This window comes from Paenibacillus sp. ISL-20, from assembly GCF_018613005.1.
GTDB lineage: Bacteria > Bacillota > Bacilli > Paenibacillales > Paenibacillaceae > Paenibacillus_AQ.
On the sequence record NZ_JAGGRD010000032.1, the window covers coordinates 45,705 to 63,786 of the forward strand.

General features: G+C 51.6%; 13 protein-coding genes. 4 read left to right on the forward strand and 9 right to left on the reverse strand.

Annotated features, from left to right (window positions below; genetic code table 11):
• Positions 1-212: 212 nt before the first annotated feature.
• The 6 genes from J7E85_RS19430 to uvrB form a co-directional block, all read right to left on the reverse strand.
• Entirely contained in the window at positions 213-2,147 is a 1,935-nt protein-coding gene (locus J7E85_RS19430) for a copper amine oxidase N-terminal domain-containing protein (RefSeq protein WP_215160579.1), read from the reverse strand.
• Complete coding sequence (locus J7E85_RS19435) at positions 2,141-3,223, reverse strand: S1C family serine protease (RefSeq protein ID WP_215160581.1); 1,083 nt, start codon at positions 3,221-3,223, stop codon at positions 2,141-2,143. Before J7E85_RS19435 ends, J7E85_RS19430 begins: the two co-directional genes overlap by 7 nt.
• Before the next feature lie 247 nt (positions 3,224-3,470).
• Positions 3,471-3,680: a hypothetical protein gene (locus J7E85_RS19440; protein WP_071219760.1), complete on the reverse strand. Its 210-nt coding sequence runs from the start codon at positions 3,678-3,680 to the stop codon at positions 3,471-3,473.
• Between the two features lie 254 nt (positions 3,681-3,934).
• A complete protein-coding gene (locus tag J7E85_RS19445; protein WP_215160583.1) occupies positions 3,935-5,428 on the reverse strand; it encodes an S-layer homology domain-containing protein in 1,494 nt (497 codons plus the stop codon).
• Positions 5,429-5,637: 209 nt separating this feature from the next.
• Positions 5,638-8,505 carry an excinuclease ABC subunit UvrA gene (uvrA, locus tag J7E85_RS19450; RefSeq protein WP_215160585.1) on the reverse strand — a complete coding sequence of 956 codons (2,868 nt, stop codon included), beginning with the start codon at positions 8,503-8,505 and terminating at the stop codon, positions 5,638-5,640.
• A gap of 103 nt (positions 8,506-8,608) precedes the next feature.
• The gene (uvrB, locus tag J7E85_RS19455; protein ID WP_098749165.1) at positions 8,609-10,600 is read right to left on the reverse strand and encodes an excinuclease ABC subunit UvrB; all 1,992 of its coding nucleotides are present in this window, start codon (positions 10,598-10,600) and stop codon (positions 8,609-8,611) included.
• Between the two features lie 303 nt (positions 10,601-10,903).
• On the opposite strand from uvrB, the gene J7E85_RS19460 reads away from it, so the two are divergent.
• On the forward strand, positions 10,904-11,698 hold the full coding sequence (locus J7E85_RS19460; protein WP_215160587.1) for a flagellar motor protein: 795 nt from the start codon (positions 10,904-10,906) through the stop codon (positions 11,696-11,698).
• Positions 11,682-12,497 (forward strand): flagellar motor protein MotB, encoded by an 816-nt coding sequence (locus J7E85_RS19465; RefSeq protein WP_215160589.1) that lies wholly within the window; start codon positions 11,682-11,684, stop codon positions 12,495-12,497. The genes J7E85_RS19460 and J7E85_RS19465 overlap by 17 nt, the downstream gene beginning before the upstream one ends.
• 197 nt (positions 12,498-12,694) lie before the next feature.
• Here J7E85_RS19465 and J7E85_RS19470 read toward each other — a convergent pair whose 3' ends face one another.
• The 3 genes from J7E85_RS19470 to J7E85_RS19480 are packed head-to-tail and all read right to left on the reverse strand — an operon-like array spanning position 12,695 to position 16,028.
• Positions 12,695-13,858 (reverse strand): ABC transporter permease, encoded by a 1,164-nt coding sequence (locus J7E85_RS19470; protein WP_215160591.1) that lies wholly within the window; start codon positions 13,856-13,858, stop codon positions 12,695-12,697.
• Entirely contained in the window at positions 13,851-15,032 is a 1,182-nt protein-coding gene (locus J7E85_RS19475) for an ABC transporter permease (RefSeq protein ID WP_215160594.1), read from the reverse strand. Before J7E85_RS19475 ends, J7E85_RS19470 begins: the two co-directional genes overlap by 8 nt.
• Positions 15,033-15,080: 48 nt before the next feature.
• Positions 15,081-16,028 carry an ABC transporter ATP-binding protein gene (locus tag J7E85_RS19480; protein WP_082361530.1) on the reverse strand — a complete coding sequence of 316 codons (948 nt, stop codon included), beginning with the start codon at positions 16,026-16,028 and terminating at the stop codon, positions 15,081-15,083.
• Positions 16,029-16,217: 189 nt separating this feature from the next.
• Here J7E85_RS19480 and J7E85_RS34885 point away from each other — a divergent pair, with 189 nt between their 5' ends.
• Complete coding sequence (locus J7E85_RS34885; protein ID WP_353049530.1) at positions 16,218-17,378, forward strand: sensor histidine kinase; 1,161 nt, start codon at positions 16,218-16,220, stop codon at positions 17,376-17,378.
• 52 nt (positions 17,379-17,430) lie between these two features.
• On the forward strand, positions 17,431-18,082 hold a 652-nt coding region (locus tag J7E85_RS19490; RefSeq protein WP_215160596.1), incomplete at its 3' end, for a response regulator.

Sequence of the window (18,082 nt, forward strand, 5' to 3'; positions counted from 1 at the left end):
TCCATTGCTCTCACGATTTAATTTTAACATATCAGATCCCATGAGCGTACATACGTTCTATAATTTCGGGTGAGGATCGAACCATCCTCCTTATAAAACTAAATAGCTGCCTGCCCGCACCCCTATGGATGCAGCAGGACAGCTATCAGCATTATCAAAAATATGACTCCCACTAAAGTGTGTGATATACGTTTATAATTCCATCCTTCGGATTACTTCACCAGCTCAAACGAGGACAACGCACGCGTAAGCGCGGCTTGCTGCATTTCCGTTGCATTGGCATCATTCAACGTCGTCGTAATCGCGTACACGATATCTCCGTTCTCAAAGACGATCTCCTGAGTCGTAAAGCCAACGCCGTTCTTCACCTGATGCACCTTGAACGACACGGCAGGCACACCAGCAAACGTGATCTTATCCACACCAAGCAATTTCACCGTCGTCCCAGAAGCCGTGCTGGCTTCATTATAATAACGCTTCAGGTTGCTGACGATGAAGTCTGCGGATGTATCCTTCTGAGCATTAATTTCGAACCCGCCTCCTGCAAAACCATATTCCACCGTTCCCTGCTCGAACTGATCATTCAGCGGTTCCCAATATTTTGGAATATCGATATGGTAGCAGTACGTTTCAGAGTTCTTGCTTCTCATCTTGGTTTTATCGGTCAGATAGCCTTCATCGCCAATGCGGCCGAAGTTCTCCGGTACCACCTCATAATCAATCTCGATCGATTCCAGCACCTTCTTCCAGTTGGAAGCCGTCCGTTCCTGGCCATCCGGTACAGCATACTCCAGATAATAACGGTAGCCGTTCTTCTGGATCATCACTTCATATTCCGTCACCCATTTATCTCCGAAGTTGTACCGCACCTCTTGAATCTGCCCTTTGACGCCCGAGATCTCCACAGGCGTAAGTCCGACGTATTCGTATGAATCTTGGACGAAGGATTCCGACAGCCAGTCTTTAAGCCGCTGCCCCCAAGCTGTGAGCGTGCCATCAACCCCTGCCCCAGCGGATGTCACCGAGACGGACAGGTAACCTTGTCCTTCGCTGCCGTATAACATATCCTTGTTGTTAATTTCCCAACCTGCAGGAATGCCAAACCATATGCCGTATTCTTCATTTCCTGCTTCGCGGAGCCCACCTACGATGGAAGAGACGTCTTTTAATGTTTTGTCTCCCGCCTGATAGGTCGTTCTAAATGAACCCAGCAAGTTCGCGTGCTTGTCCATATCCTTATAGTGAACCGCTTCTGCATCGGCAAAATACAGCTCATAGACGCGATCATTGGCATAGTACTGCCGACCTTCCCATAAGACGCCGTCGATATCGCGGGAAATAACTCTGCCATACGGTAGAGCTCCGCTTGCGACCGTCTCTTGGTGAAGCACAACATCTCCAGAATCGCTCAGTTCTTTCAGGAGCCGTTCTAATAAATCGTCAGGACTCAGCTTTACTTTCTGGGAGGAGGCATGAACCTCAAGATAATAGCGGCCCGTAGCATCGTTAAAAGCAGCACCGCTCTCGTCATCCGTTCCTCTCCCAACGATCATCCAGGAAGGGTAATTCATACTCCATTTATAATAGCTATTTCCGATTCGGGTCTTCCCGGTCGTATTGTTGATTTCGCCCTCGTCATGCTTCTCTTCCTTATCCGTGACCATAAGGCTGATGGACAGCTTGCCTTGGGAGGAGCTTACCTTGGCGCCAATCCCCGCGGCAACCGGACGCAGCGGTACCATCAGCGTTCCGGACACCATCGTGGGTTCTACCGGCAGCTGTACCTTTTTCCCGTCAATCCATGCGGTCTTGTTGTCAATAACGAGCACAATCGTATGCGGTCCTTGCAGCAGTCGTACCCGGTTCTCGCTCTCCAGCTTGATCTCGCTGCCAAAAGCTTTCTTAAACACGCCCAGCGGCACCATCAATACGCCCTGCTTCTGCTGTGGCTTGGCAATCGTATAAGAGGTGCCATTGACCGAAGCTGTGCTGCTTCCGCTTTGCACGGTCAGTATACGCTTCTCCGGCACAACGTCATCACCCCATACGGGAAGTGACAACGACGTGAATAGCATCAAAGCCGATAAGGTTCCGGCTGTCATCTGCCGCAAACGTCGGCTTGACTCCGTTCTTTCTCTCTTCACCATGACTCAGCCTCCTCAACGCTTGACGAAGCAGCTCGATTACCATCCTGGCTGAGCGTCAGTTTTACATTTACAATATCTCCATCCCGCTGCATCAATAGCTGAACCTGCTGGCCTGGGATGAAGGGCTTTAACCGCTCGTTGATGTCAACGACGGAATAGATGCGCTTTCCGTTAATGGCGTATAACACATCATCCTCTTGGATTCCAACTTTCCGGGCTTGCTCGGACAGCACCTTCGTAACGGTCAATGGGTCGTCTGAAGGCAGACCCACGATGGCGGACCAGCTTTCTTCCAGTTCCAACCCGAGACCGGCTCTTCGAACCTCACCGTATTCCAATAAATGATCCACAATATAATGGACCGTTTCCGCAGGAATGGAAAAGCCCATATTTTCAATGCCAATAGCGGCAAACTTCTTGCTGTTGATGCCAATGACCTCGCCTTTCAGATTGACGAGCGGCCCTCCGCTGTTGCCCGGGTTAATGGCGGTATCGGTTTGAATCAGGCGATAAGAGCCGTCTACGCTCCGGTTTAAGCCGCTTACCACACCCACAGATGCCGAGTTTCGTAACGAGAAGGAGATTGGCGTACCTATGGCAACCACCGTTTCTCCAACCAGCGCATTTTGCGCGGATGCGGCAAATTTGGCCGGCTTCAGAGACTTGGCGTTAATTTTGACCAATGCAATATCACTCATAGGATCGCTGTATACACCCTTAGCTTTATAGGATTTTCCGTCTGACGTCACGACCGTGATTCCGGTAAGCCCGTCCACCACATGAGCGTTGGTGACGATCCAGCCGTCTGACTTCCAGATCACCCCCGTACCGTGCGCCAGGTTGTATCTGTCATCCACTTCGCTGCTTCCTTGTGGTGCCTTTCCGATAATGCCAACAACCGATGGCGACATCCGGCTGATAACCTGAGGCACCGCACTTTGTTCATATGTATTCTTGGACTTAGCGCTTGCTGCAGCCGCTATGTCTGTATGCACAACCGCATCGCTGCTTCCTGTCAGAATGATGGCCCCTAACAGTGCAACCGCCGACCGTTTTTGCCATTGTAAATTCTTCAATTCGTTTGTTCCTCCCCCGGTTCCATCCTCTACCCAACCTGTACTCCTCAATTTATCATGTTTTTCCATTTGCAGCCATTGCTTCTAGACCTATTTCTTTTACGTTTTTCCTGCGGACCTTGTAACTTTTTCCCGAAGAAACAAAAAGACGCCTTCACACTGCGAACAGCAGACGGGCGTCTTGTTTGTATGTATTTCATTACATTCGTCAAATGAAGCCGCTTTAAAATAAGGTACCTAGGCCAACCTAATTGTTAAACCATCCTGTAATCATGGCATAGTCAGAGTACAAGAACACAAATAAGCTGACGAGACCGAAAGCGATTGCGAATTTATTTTTTTGGCGGGCCATCAACAAGCGAACCACACCAACAAAGATCAGAATCGTAAACAGGATCATGAAAATATCAAATGTCTTAAATGTCGCGCTCGCATCCGATGCTGCTGCAAGGATCATGAAACGTACCTCCTCGTGGGTTTCTTCTCGGGCAAATTTACATATCTTCTTCTATGTTATCCATGTGCCCGTCCAGATGCAAGCCCTCCGCCCCTAAAAATGAAAAAAAGTCATAAAAATTTCTCGTTTTTAACCAAATTTTCAGATATTAGCATGACTTTCATCACGGCAGAAGCTAGATCAAGTTGCGTTATGGAGTCAGGCATAGGCTGCTTCGTAATTCCAAGTGACTCCGAGCAGGATTCGAGAAACGTTCACTCCTGTTCCTCATACTCCTCAGGAATCGGTTTCTGCTCTTTTGCCGGTTCCTCCTCTAAGTCTTCACTTGGCAATGCCACAGAGGGATCTGTGATCGTTATCCGATCCTCAGGATACTTCTTGACATCCAGCGCAACCTCACTGGACGGTTCACTGCTTACATTCAATTTGTTCACAGCAACCACATGGATCGTATACCGGCCGGACGGACCTGCCAACATATTGCGGTTCGGAATAAGATAGGAACGGCTCACTACAGGTTCATCATTCAAACGATACAATACTCCGTCAGGTCCTATGTAATATACATGATAGTTTATGCCTTCCTGCGTATCTGTCCAGATTAAACCGATGGATTCATCTTCCTCATTTAGGATGGCCTGAAGACCGGATATTTTATTCGGGCGGCTCGAAACTTCGTTAGAATAGCCACTCTTGCCGAAGCTGTTCACAGCCTCGATCACATAGTAGACGGTCTCCTGAAAACGCACATCGGATGTTACGTAGGCGCCTGACTTCACATTCGCTCCGTCAGCAAATAATGTATAACCCGTTCCGGACTTCTCGCTGTAATAGATATTGTAGGTTTCACCTGGCTGCTTCGTCCAAGTTAATTGAACCTGACCCTTCACATATTGGAACTTCAGATCCATCGGAGCAGTTGGTATCGTTGTCGGCGAACCCGACTGAGATGCTAGGGACTCTGTCCCCCCATGGGGCTGTACTGATCCGATAACGGCAGGAGTTGTGGATGATGATCCCGATGATGAGGTTACGACACCATGGATTACCGGGTGCGGACTTTCTGGTGGTGTTTCTACCTCACCCTCGGCTCTATCCAAGTTGATTTGCTCCACAGCTTTCAACCACTTCGCTGTAACCGAAGCCGCTTCTTCCTGAGTAACGATACCCTTGGGATTCAAAGCATCGGCTGTGGATTCCTTAAAGAGACCTAACTCCATGGCCAGTACGATAGGCTCCTTAGCATAATGGCTGAAGGAGCCTTCATGTAACTCCAGCTGCGTGGCTTCCCCGTCCGTGGTTTCCTTGTCGGTAACCCCTTGCAGAGCTCTTTGATACAGCACGGCCATATCTTGACGTGTCAGCGGTTGTCCAACTCCAAATCTTCCGTTCCCTACCCCCTTCACCAGCCCTGCATGAACCGCAGCTTCGATTGCGGAGAAAGCATAGTGATCGTTAGGTACATCCTTGAAGGTAGCCCCTCCTGGAAGTTCACCTGTGCCCAGATTTAAAGCATTGACGATTAATATGACAAAATCCTGCCTGTTGATGGCCGCTTTCGGCTGGATATCCCTACCACCGTCACCGGGATGGAGTCCTCCTTCGGTTAACCGGATGGCTTCCTGCGCATTAAAGCCCATCATATCTGAAACGGGTACACCAGCACTTGCTTGAACGTTATCGGATGAGTTTATGTATAAAGCACTTGCTGCCAGAGCTATTAGAACGGAACAGGCGATTTTCTTCATACAATCCCTCCATTTTGTCGCAATTATCAAGATCATACCATATCCTGGAATGCGAAGATATTGGAGGATGATATGAAAATAAAAAAAAGAGCCCCATTAATACATGGGGACTCCATTATGACGCTAACCTGTTCAATCTGCTGAAATATGAAATGCAATAAGCTGTGGGCTGCACAGCTCACTTCCAGCATGGAACAGATTCGAAGCTATTAACGTGCCGCTTCCACCTTGTTCAATTCCTTGGTTCGCTTCGTATCACGTTCCAGGATGGGTTTTAGGTACTTCCCTGTATAAGACTCGGGCACCTTCACCAAATCCTCAGGCGTTCCGGTAGCGATGATGGTACCACCGCCGCTGCCGCCCTCCGGACCCAGGTCGATCAGATAGTCCGCTGTCTTAATGACATCGAGATTGTGCTCGATGACAAGGACGGACTCCCCGGACTCCACCAGGCGGTGAAGCACAATGAGCAGACGGTCGATATCGTCCACATGCAGGCCGGTGGTCGGTTCATCCAGGATATACATCGTTTTGCCTGTACTGCGGCGGTACAGCTCGGAAGCCAGCTTCACGCGCTGGGCTTCACCACCGGACAACGTGGTGGCAGGCTGGCCCAAAGTAATATAACCCAGACCGACATCCATCAGCGTCTGCATCTTCCGGTGAATCTTCGGAATGTTCTGGAAGAAATCCGTTGCATTCTCAACGGTCATCTCCAGTACTTCAGCGATGTTCTTGCCTTTATATTTGACTTCCAGCGTTTCGCGGTTGTAGCGTTTGCCCTTACACACTTCGCAAGGCACGTAGATATCCGGCAGGAAGTGCATCTCAATCTTGATAATACCGTCCCCGCGGCAAGCCTCGCAGCGGCCACCCTTCACGTTGAAGCTGAAGCGGCCCTTCTTGTATCCGCGTATCTTCGCTTCATTCGTCTGGGAGTATATATCCCGGATATCGTCGAAGACGCCTGTGTAGGTCGCCGGGTTGGAGCGAGGCGTACGGCCAATCGGAGACTGGTCGATGTCAATGACCTTCTCGATATGCTCCAAACCTTTCATCTCGCGGTATTGCCCCGGACGTACTTTGGCTCTGTTCAAGTCACGAGCAAGTGTCTTGTAGAGGATCTCGTTGACCAGTGTCGACTTGCCTGACCCCGACACACCGGTTACCGCCGTAAAGACGCCAATCGGAATTTTCACGTTAATATTCTTCAGATTGTTCTCTTTCGCGCCTTTAATCTCAAGCCAGCGTCCATCGGTCTTGCGCCGCTTGCTGTTGACCGGAATGAACTTACGGCCGCTCAGGTACTGGCCCGTCAGAGAGTCAGGGTCATTCATAATCTCCTTCGGGGTTCCCTCCGCGATGACTTGGCCGCCATGGATACCCGCACCAGGACCAATATCGATGATATAGTCCGCAGCCATCATGGTGTCCTCGTCATGCTCGACCACAATCAGCGTATTGCCCAGATCCCGCATATGCTCCAGCGTTGAGATCAGGCGGTCATTATCCCGTTGATGCAGCCCAATGCTGGGCTCGTCCAGAATGTACAGCACGCCCATCAGGCTTGATCCGATCTGCGTGGCTAACCGGATCCGCTGAGCTTCCCCACCGGACAGCGTTCCCGCCGAACGACTGAGAGTCAGGTAATCCAGACCCACATTAACAAGGAAGCCCAAACGGCTGTGAATCTCCTTCAGAATGAGATTGGCAATCTGTTTCTCTTTCTCGCTAAGCTCCAGGTGATCGAAGAATTTCAGGGACTCTCCAATCGACAGGCTAGTGACATAGGCCATGTTGCGGTCATTGATCGTAACGGCCAGGCTTTCCTTCCGGAGACGATGACCTTTACAAACATCGCATGGCTTGCTGCTCATATAACCTTCGATGTATTCGCGAATACCCTCGGAATTGGTATCGCGGTAGCGACGTTCCAGGTTCGGAATGATGCCCTCGAAGGTTACATACGCCTCCTTGCGCTGACCGAAGTCATTCTCATAACGGAAGTGAACCTTCTCATTGCCCGTACCGTACAACAGTTTATTCATCTGTTCTTGGCTAAAAGTACTGACCGGCTTGTCCAGCGGAATGCCGAAATGCGCGCAGACCGATTTCAGAAACTGCGGATAATAAGTGGATGTGCCCCCGCTCCATGCGGCAAAGGCACCTTCCTCCACGCTTTTGCTCGTATCCGGTATAAGCAGCTCCGGATCCACAATCATCTCGACGCCCAAACCGTCACAATCGGGACAAGCACCGAAAGGGGTATTGAAGGAGAACATTCTCGGCGTCAGCTCCTCCATGCTGAAGCCGCAGATCGGGCAAGCAAAGTTGGAACTGAACCGCAGCTCCTCCTGACCCATGATATCGACCAGGAGCTGACCGCCTGACAGGTTCAGTGCCGTCTCGATCGAATCGGCCAGACGTGCCTCTATATCTTCCTTAACTACGATCCGGTCCACAACCACCTCGATCGTATGCTTTTTGTTCTTCTCGAGCTCGATGCTTTCCGACAGATCGCGCAGCTCTCCATCGACGCGCACCCGAACGAAGCCCTGCTTCGCTATATCGGCGAACAGGCTCTTATGCTCGCCCTTGCGCCCGGAAATGACCGGTGCGAGGATTTGCAGTCTCGTCTTCTCGGGATACTGCATGATGCGGTCTACCATTTGCTCGACCGTCTGGGAGGTAATCTCCACGCCATGCTCCGGGCAGTGTGGGTGTCCGATCCGCGCGAACAAGAGACGCAAATAATCATAGATTTCCGTGACGGTACCTACCGTAGAGCGCGGGTTGCGGCTCGTGGTTTTCTGGTCAATCGATATCGCCGGCGAGAGGCCTTCAATGGAATCGACATCCGGCTTCTCCATCTGTCCGAGGAACTGGCGTGCATAAGCGGACAAGGATTCCACGTAACGGCGCTGACCCTCGGCATAAATCGTATCGAATGCGAGAGAGGATTTGCCTGAGCCGCTAAGCCCCGTAAGAACGACGAACTTGTCACGCGGTATCGTGACGTCGATATTTTTCAGATTATGTGCACGGGCGCCTTTGATCACAATATTTTCAATGGCCAAACGATATCATCTCCTACTCCATATGGCATGCATGTGGTGCTTATATTTTCACAAAGAGAACGACCGCATAGGCCGTCCCCCCTGTCATTCGTATCTCCAACATTTATTCGGCTTGCAGCTCCAGCAGCGCATCACGAAGCTCTGCCGCACGCTCGAATTGCAAATTCTTGGCCGCTTCCTTCATCTCGGATTCCAGACGCTGGATCAGATTCTGACGCTCTTTCTTCGACATCTTCTGTCCTTCTCCCACCAGATAATCTGCTTTGCCCTCTGCAACCTTCGTTGCTTCGATGACATCGCGGATCTTCTTGCGGATCGTCTGCGGCGTAACGCCGTGCTCCTCATTATAAGCGATCTGGATACTGCGACGACGTTCGGTTTCCTTAATCGCCCGATCCATGGAGTCTGTGATCTTATCACCATACATGATAACTTTACCTTCCGAGTTCCGGGCAGCCCGGCCAATCGTCTGGATAAGGGCGCGGTCAGAACGGAGGAAACCTTCCTTGTCCGCATCCAGAATCGCAACCAAGGAAACCTCCGGCAGGTCAAGACCCTCCCGTAGAAGGTTAATACCCACCAGCACGTGGAATGTACCAAGCCGCAGATCGCGCAGAATCTGCATCCGTTCCAATGTCTTGATATCGGAGTGCATGTAACGAACCTTGATGCCAATTTCTTTCAGGTAATCAGTCAGGTCCTCTGACATCTTCTTCGTGAGGGTGGTCACGAGCACACGCTCGTCACGTTCCACCCGGTCATGGATCTCGCTAATCAGGTCATCGATCTGCCCTTCTGTCGGGCGCACATCAATGATCGGATCAAGCAGGCCTGTCGGCCGGATGATCTGTTCGACCATCGTATCGCAGTGCTCCATCTCATACGGTCCCGGCGTAGCCGACACGTAGATGATCTGGTTGACTTTCTCCTCGAATTCCTCGAACTTCAGCGGCCGGTTATCCAGCGCGGACGGCAGGCGGAAGCCGTGATCAACCAACACCGTTTTCCGTGCCCGGTCACCGTTGTACATCGCGCGGATTTGCGGGAGCGTAACGTGCGATTCATCAATGACAAACAGCATATCATCCGGGAAATAGTCAAGGAGCGTATATGGCGTAGCACCAGGCTCCCTGAAGGTCAGGGGGCCGGAGTAGTTCTCGATGCCGGAGCAGAATCCGACTTCCTTCATCATCTCGATGTCGTAACGGGTACGCTGCTCCAGGCGCTGCGCTTCCAGCAGTTTGCCTTCCGAGCGCAGCAGTTCAAGGCGTTCCTCCAATTCGCGCTCGATGTTCACGATTGCTACCCGCATCGTCTCTTCACGGGTAACGAAGTGAGACGCCGGAAAGATGGCGATATGCTCGCGTTCCCCAACCAGTTCGCCCGTTAAGACGTCAATCTCCGTGATCCGCTCGATCTCGTCGCCGAACAGCTCGACGCGAACGGCATGCTCCCCCTTCGAGGCAGGGAATATCTCGATCACATCCCCACGGACGCGGAATGTACCGCGAACGAAGTTAATATCGTTCCGCTGGTACTGGATATCAACCAGCCGCGACAAAATCTCATTGCGCGGCTTCTCCATGCCCACCCTGAGCGAAAGCAGCAATTCTCCGTACTCATGCGGCGAACCCAAGCCATATATGCATGATACGCTCGCCACAATGATGACATCGCGCCGTTCGAACAGCGAACTCGTTGCAGAGTGGCGGAGCTTATCAATCTCTTCATTAATGCTGGAATCCTTCTCGATATACGTATCGGAGGAAGGGATATAAGCTTCCGGCTGATAGTAATCGTAATAACTCACGAAATAATCCACCGAGTTATTCGGAAAGAATTCTTTAAACTCGCTGGCCAGCTGTGCAGCCAGCGTCTTGTTATGCGCAATGACGAGTGTGGGACGGTTTACCTTGGCGATTGTCTGCGCGATCGTAAACGTCTTACCCGTTCCTGTTGCACCTAGCAGCGTCTGATGTTTTTTCCCTTGGCGGAGTCCTTCGACCAACGCATCAATAGCCGTGGGCTGATCGCCCTGCGGCTGGAATTCAGACTGGATCTCAAAGGATTTGGTACTGACAACTAAATCGCTCATTGCCCTTCATCACCCTCATACTCTAAAATGAAATTCATGCTAAAAGATATGTCGAAACTTCCCGATGATATACTATGGGAAATTAGTGGTGTCTACGTAAAGAATAAGAATATTTGTTCCCGTCTCATTATACCCTTTACGTTTTTTTGATGCAAATAGTTTAATGAAAATTTCAATAAGTTCCAGCGCGAATGTTCCGTGCTTCAACTTGTATGACCCCACAGCCTTCATATTCCATGTCGGACTAGCTTCAAGCGAACCCATGGTCTTCAATTAACTTCCTTAAGGAGATGATACAGCGTTATGGATATTACAATTATTTTTGGCATTCTCGCCGGTCTGGTCGCGTTGATCGGAGGGTTTTTATGGGAAGGCGGGCATCTGAGCGGCCTGCTGCAAGGAGCGGCTGCGCTTATCGTATTCGGCGGCACCATCGCCGCCGTCGTCGTCAGTTTTCCGGCCACCCGGCTCCGCACCATCCCCGCTGCGCTCAAGCTGGCCTTCGGCCGCAGCAACCGTTCAACGGACGAGCTGATTGACGCCATTGTTGATATGTCGGTTACGGCCAGAAGAGACGGGGTCCTGGCGCTGGAGCGTATCTCCGCCGATCACGAGGATCCCTTCTTGCGGGAAGGCATGCAGATGGTCGTCGACGGCAGCGATCCGGAAATGGTGCGCCAAATCCTGGAGCTCGATATCAATGCCGCCGAGCAGAAGCACGAAGGGTATGCCAAGATTTTCGAGTCCGCCGGGGGATATGCTCCTACCATGGGGATCATCGGTACCGTCATGGGATTGATCCACGTGCTGGGCAGTCTGCAAGACCCAACCGATCTCGGACCTTCGATCGCGGTCGCGTTCACTGCCACTTTATACGGCGTCGCAAGTGCCAATATTATCTTTTTGCCCATTGCGTCCAAGATTAAAGCACGTTCCGAAGAAGAAATTGCAAATATGGAGCTGCTGCTCGAAGGAATTATGGCTGTTCAAAACGGGGAGCACCCACTATTGGTTCGTAAAAAGCTAGCCTCCTTCGCTTCCGCTGGCACCACGGACATTCCGTCCTCAAGGGGGATCGCGCATGAGACAGCCGAATAGACGGCGCCGTCATCGTAAGCAGGCTGAAGGCGACCAGCGCGACCGCTGGATGATCACCTATGCCGACCTGATTACACTGCTCCTGATCTTTTTTGTTGTGATGTATGCCATGAGCCGGCTCGATACGGAAAAATACAAACTTGTCACCCAATCCCTGCAAGCCACCTTCCAGAGCGGAGACAGCATCCTGGAGATGGGTTCGGGCCTTACCGGTACAGCCGATACGGAGAACCATAAGAATCCTCCACCACAGCCTGCCGCCAATGAGGAAGAAGAGGGTAAAGATGCAGGTTCAGAACCGCTAACCGAGCGGGAGCTGGCTTTCCGTGCCCAGGAGGAAGAGCTGGCGAACTTTATGGGGCTTATTCAGCAATACGTGAAAGACAACCAGCTCGAAGAGGATATCTTCATCGCGGACGAGCCGCAAGGGATTGCCATTACGTTAAGCGACCGCTTTCTGTTCGATGTCGGCAAGGCCGAGCTTAAACCCGGGGCCGCTCCCGTTCTGGGCAAATTGGCAAGCCTGTTCGGCGATTTAAACACCACCGTGAGCATCGAGGGGCATACGGACAATGTACCGATCGGACGCTATTCCAGCTACAAGGACAACTGGGAGCTTTCCGGTGCCCGGGCGATGTCAGTGCTGCGGTTCTTCCTTGAGAACAGCAAGCTGGACCCGGAAGGCTTCCAGTATGCAGGCTATGCCGATACGAGGCCAGCCGCGGATAATGCGACTGCCGAAGGCAAGCAGAAGAACCGAAGGGTTGAAATTACGGTGTTACGGCAGCTTAAGGAGTAGGAAGATGGCCTCCATGCGGCTCAACCCGCTCCATGCCTTGCCTTAGAAGAAAATGCTCAACCCATCGTCACCTATATGAAATAAGCGCCCGGTAGACTGAATCCATGCATTCAGATCTGACCGGGCGCTTTCTTTTTAAAAAAATGATTCGATCACTAACAATGTTCCTGAGAGACATGAGGTTTCCAACATACTCGTTAAGCGCTGTGCCCTGCCCCGCGCTCGCTTGGCCGCAGGACAGCGGAACCGACGGCCAGCAGAATGACCGCCATCAGACTGAGGATGGCCAATGGCAGTGCGATATCGGATAACGTGCCGCCTGTAGCCGCAATCTCCACCGCCTCAATGGCCCATTTTTGCGGTATGAAGTTGGCGATCTTCTGCATGAATTCCGGCATGATGGCAAGCGGCCAGAAGCACCCGCCCAGCATGCAGGTCGGCGTGACGATCATGGAATTGATCATAGCTGCATTTTGCCCGTTCCGGATCAACCCAGCAACCGTACTTGCCAGCCCTAACGATACCATCATGAAGGCCATCAGTATAAGGAAATGCAGCAGTAACGGAACTCCGTAATCGTAACGGAGCACATACCGACTGAGGATGAGCACGATGATCACCTGCAGCGAGCCAACCACCAAACTGCCCAGAAAATTACCTAAAGCGATCTGATAGGCACGCACCGGTGCAGTGTACATGCGAGACAGCGTTCGCTGTCTGCGGTCATCGATCATCATCGACACAACGCTGGAGATGAGGGTCATCATGAACATCAGGGTGAAGCCTGTTACGTTCGAGAGTCCCGGCTTGGCGTACAGATTCAAATCCGTGACCTCAGTATCCACCCGATTCAGCCCGGATTGCTTGAGCACTTCTTGCAGCATCAACATTCGGTCAACAGCCGGCTCCGAAGTTTCCCGGATCAAAGCAGCCGTGCCGCTCAGACGCGTAACCGCAGAGTCCGCCGTCATTCGTATCATCACTGAAGCTTCCGAAGTTGAAGCCTCATATACCTGAACCGTCGGCCACTGTCCTTCAATCAATCCGTCGCTGAAGCCCTCCGGTATATAAACACCTACCATGCTTTTATTCTCCACCAGGTCTTCTCTCAACATGTTCTCGGATTCGAACTCCTTGAGTACGTATTGGCCGCTGCGCTCCAGCTCGTTCATCAGATACTGACCTGCCGGGCCCTCATCCTCATTCACATAAGAGACTAGAATGCTCGCAGCCGAGGTTTGCCCCAAGAAAAACACCGTCAAGGTAACAACCACGCAAGGAACCAGCAGGAAGACGATCCAGCCTCTTTTGCGCCCCAGTGTGCGTCTTACCATATGCCAGGCTATGGTTAAGCTATGCATGGTATCCCACCTTTCTGTACGTAATCATGGCTGCAGCCGACAGGGCCGCGGTAATAGCCGCTAGCATACCGAGGCAAGTGAGAATCAATTGCACGTCGCTGTTCAGCATCATCCGCAGCATGCTCTGCATGGCCCAATGATTGACAGTGAAGGCGCCGATCTTCTGGAAAAATTCCACGGGAAGCGGTATGAAGCCTCCGCTGATAAACGTCATGGCGATAATGATCGCCTGCATCAGCCCCCTGGCTCCTGCCGCCGTTGAGGAGACCAGGGTTATAAACGTGGCAATGGTCATGGACGATAACGTGATTAATACGCAGACCATGATGAGCAGCAAAGGGTGAGGCCCCCATTTCACGCCGTACAGCCACATGGAACCCAGCACAATCGCTGCTGCCTGTACAAGTGTGATTAGACTGCAGCCGATAATCTTACCGGCAAATACAGTTCCGGGTGTGACCGGTGCGCTTTGCAGGCGATACAGGGTCCGGCTTTCCCGCTCTCCCAGCAGACTGCTGCTTGCCATCTGACCGGAATACAAAAGAAACATGATCAGCATGGAGGCTGCGTAATATTGGGCTGCTGAATACGTGGCTCCTTTCTCGCTTAGTTTCCCGATCGTTACGTTCGGTCCGGACGAGGTTTCAACAGGTGCTGCCGTTTGAGCGGCAAGAACTTTATCTCCGCCCATAACGATAACCTCCGCCTGTTTGTGATTGACATCCGCGATAAAGGTCTTGAAGATGGTGTCTGCTACCAGGTTGAGATTACGGTCTCTTCCGGGCAACAATTCAAGCTTCACGTCCGCTCCCTGGCCCATTCGTTCATCAAAAGAAGCGGGAATTACCACCGCATAATCCACTTCGCCCCTGCGCAGCTTTCCTTCAACCTCTTCACGGCTGGCTGCCATCTCTTGAACCAGAATGTCCTGTATCTCCGGTGAGCCGGTTAGAGCCTGAACACTCCCCGGCAGCTGACCTCCGTCCGCAGCATTCACTACAAATCCCACTCTGACCGATGGCTGTTTAAACTCCTGATCGTTGCCAAACCAGCCCGAGAGTGCATTTCCCAATATAAAAATAAGGATGAGCGGAAGCAAAAACTGGTTAATCAGCACCGATCGGCTGGTAGCCATCCGCTTCAGCTCAAACCAGGCAATAATCATCGTATTCATCTTCGGGTATTCCTCCTTCATGAATTCCTCTGCACATGTCCCTTATGATCAATCACGCAGCGTCCGCCCGGTCAGACTGAGAAATAGCGTTTCAAGCCCCGGTTCCTCGCACTCCAGAGAGCGAAGCGTCGTATGCTGCTTACTGCAGATGAACAGAATATCCTGTAGCTCCTCCTGAGCCGACGGTACATAGACCTCAATCTGGTTATCATTCTGCGTGACGCGTCGAACGCGCGGGTGAATGGTCAACTCCTCCACCAATTCCGGTGTGATCCCATCAGCCGTAAGTATGATTTTTTCCTCATGCGCCACGCGTGCCCGAAGCTCCTGCTGCGTCCCGCAGGCGATAACATGACCTTGATCCATAATCGCCACCCGATCACTGATCGCAGCAACTTCCTCCATATAATGACTCGTATAAATTACGGTAGAGCCCATGCGGTTCAACGTCTTCACGGATTCCAGGATATGATTCCGGGACTGCGGATCAATCCCTACCGTAGGCTCATCCATAATGATCAGCTTCGGACGGTGCGTGATCGAGCATGCAATATTCAGCCTGCGTTTCATCCCCCCGGAGAAGGTGGACGGCTTTTCCTTCGCCCGATCCTGCAAGCCGACAAACTCCAGCGCCTCTTCCACCCGTTCCTTCAACTGGTGGCCGCGCAGCCCGTACAATTTCGCAAAAAAAGCGACATTATCCCAAGCCGACATCTCTTCGTACAGAGCCAGATCCTGCGGCACCAACCCGATTCTCCGCTTCACTTCCAGCGGCTGCTCTTCAATCGATATACCGTCCACCTTAATGCTGCCCTGATCCTTGGGAAGAAGGCCACAGATCATACTGATAGACGTGCTTTTGCCGGCCCCGTTCGGTCCTAGAAGCCCAAAGATTTCCCCTTCGTTCACTTCCAGGTTCATATGATCCACCGACAGCTTGTTTCCATATCTTTTCACGACATCCTTCATCTGCAGAAAGACCGCCATATTCACCATCTCCATTTCTCATATCTCTCGTAACCATTTGTTGATTTCATTCTATCTGGAATATCCGAATTTTTAAGGTAGAAGAAGTCACCTTATAGGGTGACGAAAGTCATCTCCTTACCAAAAACATCCTTGTGATATAATGAAGCCAATCGTTTGAACGTTTTGATTTCACTATGGAAAAGGGTCTGATCGCACGTGACATCCCCACTTACCTATCTCCGATATGGCTTAATTCTTCTTCCAGCCGCCGCGGACATCTTTTTGCAGCAGCTCGATGATTACGGGGAATATATGGTGTACATATTGCTGTTTCTGGCGATTACGGTGCTAAGCCGCTTTTTGCCATCGCCTGCTTATCTGAAGGCAGCCGCTCTGCTGGAAATCCCACTATCTCTGTGGCTATGCCATCAATACGGCTTCATGATGGTGTTCCTGTCCGTCTCCACCCTATGCGTCTATCTGCCCTTATTCCAGCGGCCAGGTAGGCTATGTCTGGTGTTTGGTCACCTTCTGCTGCTCAACATGGCCATTACCAATTACGATGCGCTGCTATTGACGACAGCCAATCTTCTGTTTCTGTTCATGGCGGTAACGTTCAACCACATCCATGAAATGAATCAGAAGCAATTGGATCATATTCAGTTATACGACGAGCTGAAAAGGCTGCATTTCCAGCAGGATGAAGCAGGCAGACAATTGCTGCAATTTGCCCATCAGGTAGAGAGCGCAGCGCAGGCCGAGGAGCGTAACCGCATCTCCCGCCAGCTGCATGACGATATCGGCCACCGCCTGATTCGCATAAAAATGATGATGGAAGCAGCTCTCCATATCGTGCCTCAAGATTCTGTCCGCGGTATGGATATGCTCCATCAAATCCGTGACCAGCTAGGAGAGAGCATGGAGCAGATGCGATCGGCCGTAAAACAAATGAACCCGGTCCGGCGGATCACGGACGACTATTCCCTGGATCGGCTCCTGGAAGAGACCGGCCGGGAGACCGGGATCGAGACCGACCTTATATTGCAGGGCATCCCCTACCCTCTCTATCCCAGTCAACAGGTGGTGCTATACAAAAATGCCCGTGAAGCTATCACGAACGCCATCCGCCATGGCGAGGCTAAACGAATCCAAATCATCCTGCATTACGGAGATCAGGACGTCCGGATGGAGGTTTCCAACGATGGCACAGTCCAGGAGCCGGCTGGCCACGAAGCAACACCGGACCGTCAAGGTATCGGAATGAGCAGCATGCTCGAACGAACCCAAGTGGTGGGTGGGACGCTTGAGGTACGGAGAACCGTACCTTTTACTGTCATCACCCGGCTGCCTGTCTACCAGAAGCGTGAGATTATGTAATTTAACAAGACAAGACGCAGTATCTTATTTTATAGAAAGGTCGTGGCCATCCATGATATCCGTTTTAATTGTAGATGATGACCCGTTCATTCGGGAAAGCTTGAAATTACTGGTAGGGATGGACCCGGATATCGAAGTATCGGCTGTCGCGGAGCACGGCGAGGAAGCGCTGGCTTTGTTGGAGGAGGGACCTCCTGTCGACGTCGTGCTCATGGACATTCGGATGCCGGTATGTGACGGCGTGGAAGGAACGCGGCGGATTCGTGAACGACATTCGGATGTGCGAGTGCTTATGCTGACTACCTTCGATGATGATGATTATATTGTGGAGGCTCTGAGGAACGGGGCTAGCGGTTATCTGCTGAAGAACATTCCGCCGGACCGCATCATCCAGGGAATCAAAACGGTGCATGACGGTAACATGCTGATTCATCCCGATATCGCCCGCAAGCTGACTGGCATGCTTCGTCCAACGGCGCAGCCCGTCCCTAAAGCTGCTGAGCTGGAACAATTCGGGCTGACCCCGGCCGAGAAGAAAGTCGTCGTTCTTATTGCGGACGGCTTGTCCAATAAGGAAATTGCCGGACAGCTTTTCTTAAGCGAAGGCACCGTCAAAAACTATGTCACCGAAATCCTGGGGAAGCTGAATCTTCGGGACCGGACGCAAATCGCCATTTTTTATCTGACGGATTGTAATATGAAGT

Excerpts from the sequence above, each read along its gene's own strand:
- J7E85_RS19430 (WP_215160579.1), bottom strand. The coding sequence starts at position 2,147 with ATGGTGAAGAGAGAAAGAACGGAGTCAAGCCGACGTTTGCGGCAGATG.
- J7E85_RS19440 (WP_071219760.1), bottom strand. The coding sequence starts at position 3,680 with ATGATCCTTGCAGCAGCATCGGATGCGAGCGCGACATTTAAGACATTT.
- J7E85_RS19445 (WP_215160583.1), bottom strand. The coding sequence starts at position 5,428 with ATGAAGAAAATCGCCTGTTCCGTTCTAATAGCTCTGGCAGCAAGTGCT.
- uvrB (WP_098749165.1), bottom strand. The coding sequence starts at position 10,600 with ATGAGCGATTTAGTTGTCAGTACCAAATCCTTTGAGATCCAGTCTGAA.
- J7E85_RS19460 (WP_215160587.1), top strand. The coding sequence starts at position 10,904 with ATGGATATTACAATTATTTTTGGCATTCTCGCCGGTCTGGTCGCGTTG.
- J7E85_RS19465 (WP_215160589.1), top strand. The coding sequence starts at position 11,682 with ATGAGACAGCCGAATAGACGGCGCCGTCATCGTAAGCAGGCTGAAGGC.
- J7E85_RS19470 (WP_215160591.1), bottom strand. The coding sequence starts at position 13,858 with ATGCATAGCTTAACCATAGCCTGGCATATGGTAAGACGCACACTGGGG.
- J7E85_RS19475 (WP_215160594.1), bottom strand. The coding sequence starts at position 15,032 with ATGAATACGATGATTATTGCCTGGTTTGAGCTGAAGCGGATGGCTACC.
- J7E85_RS19480 (WP_082361530.1), bottom strand. The coding sequence starts at position 16,028 with ATGGTGAATATGGCGGTCTTTCTGCAGATGAAGGATGTCGTGAAAAGA.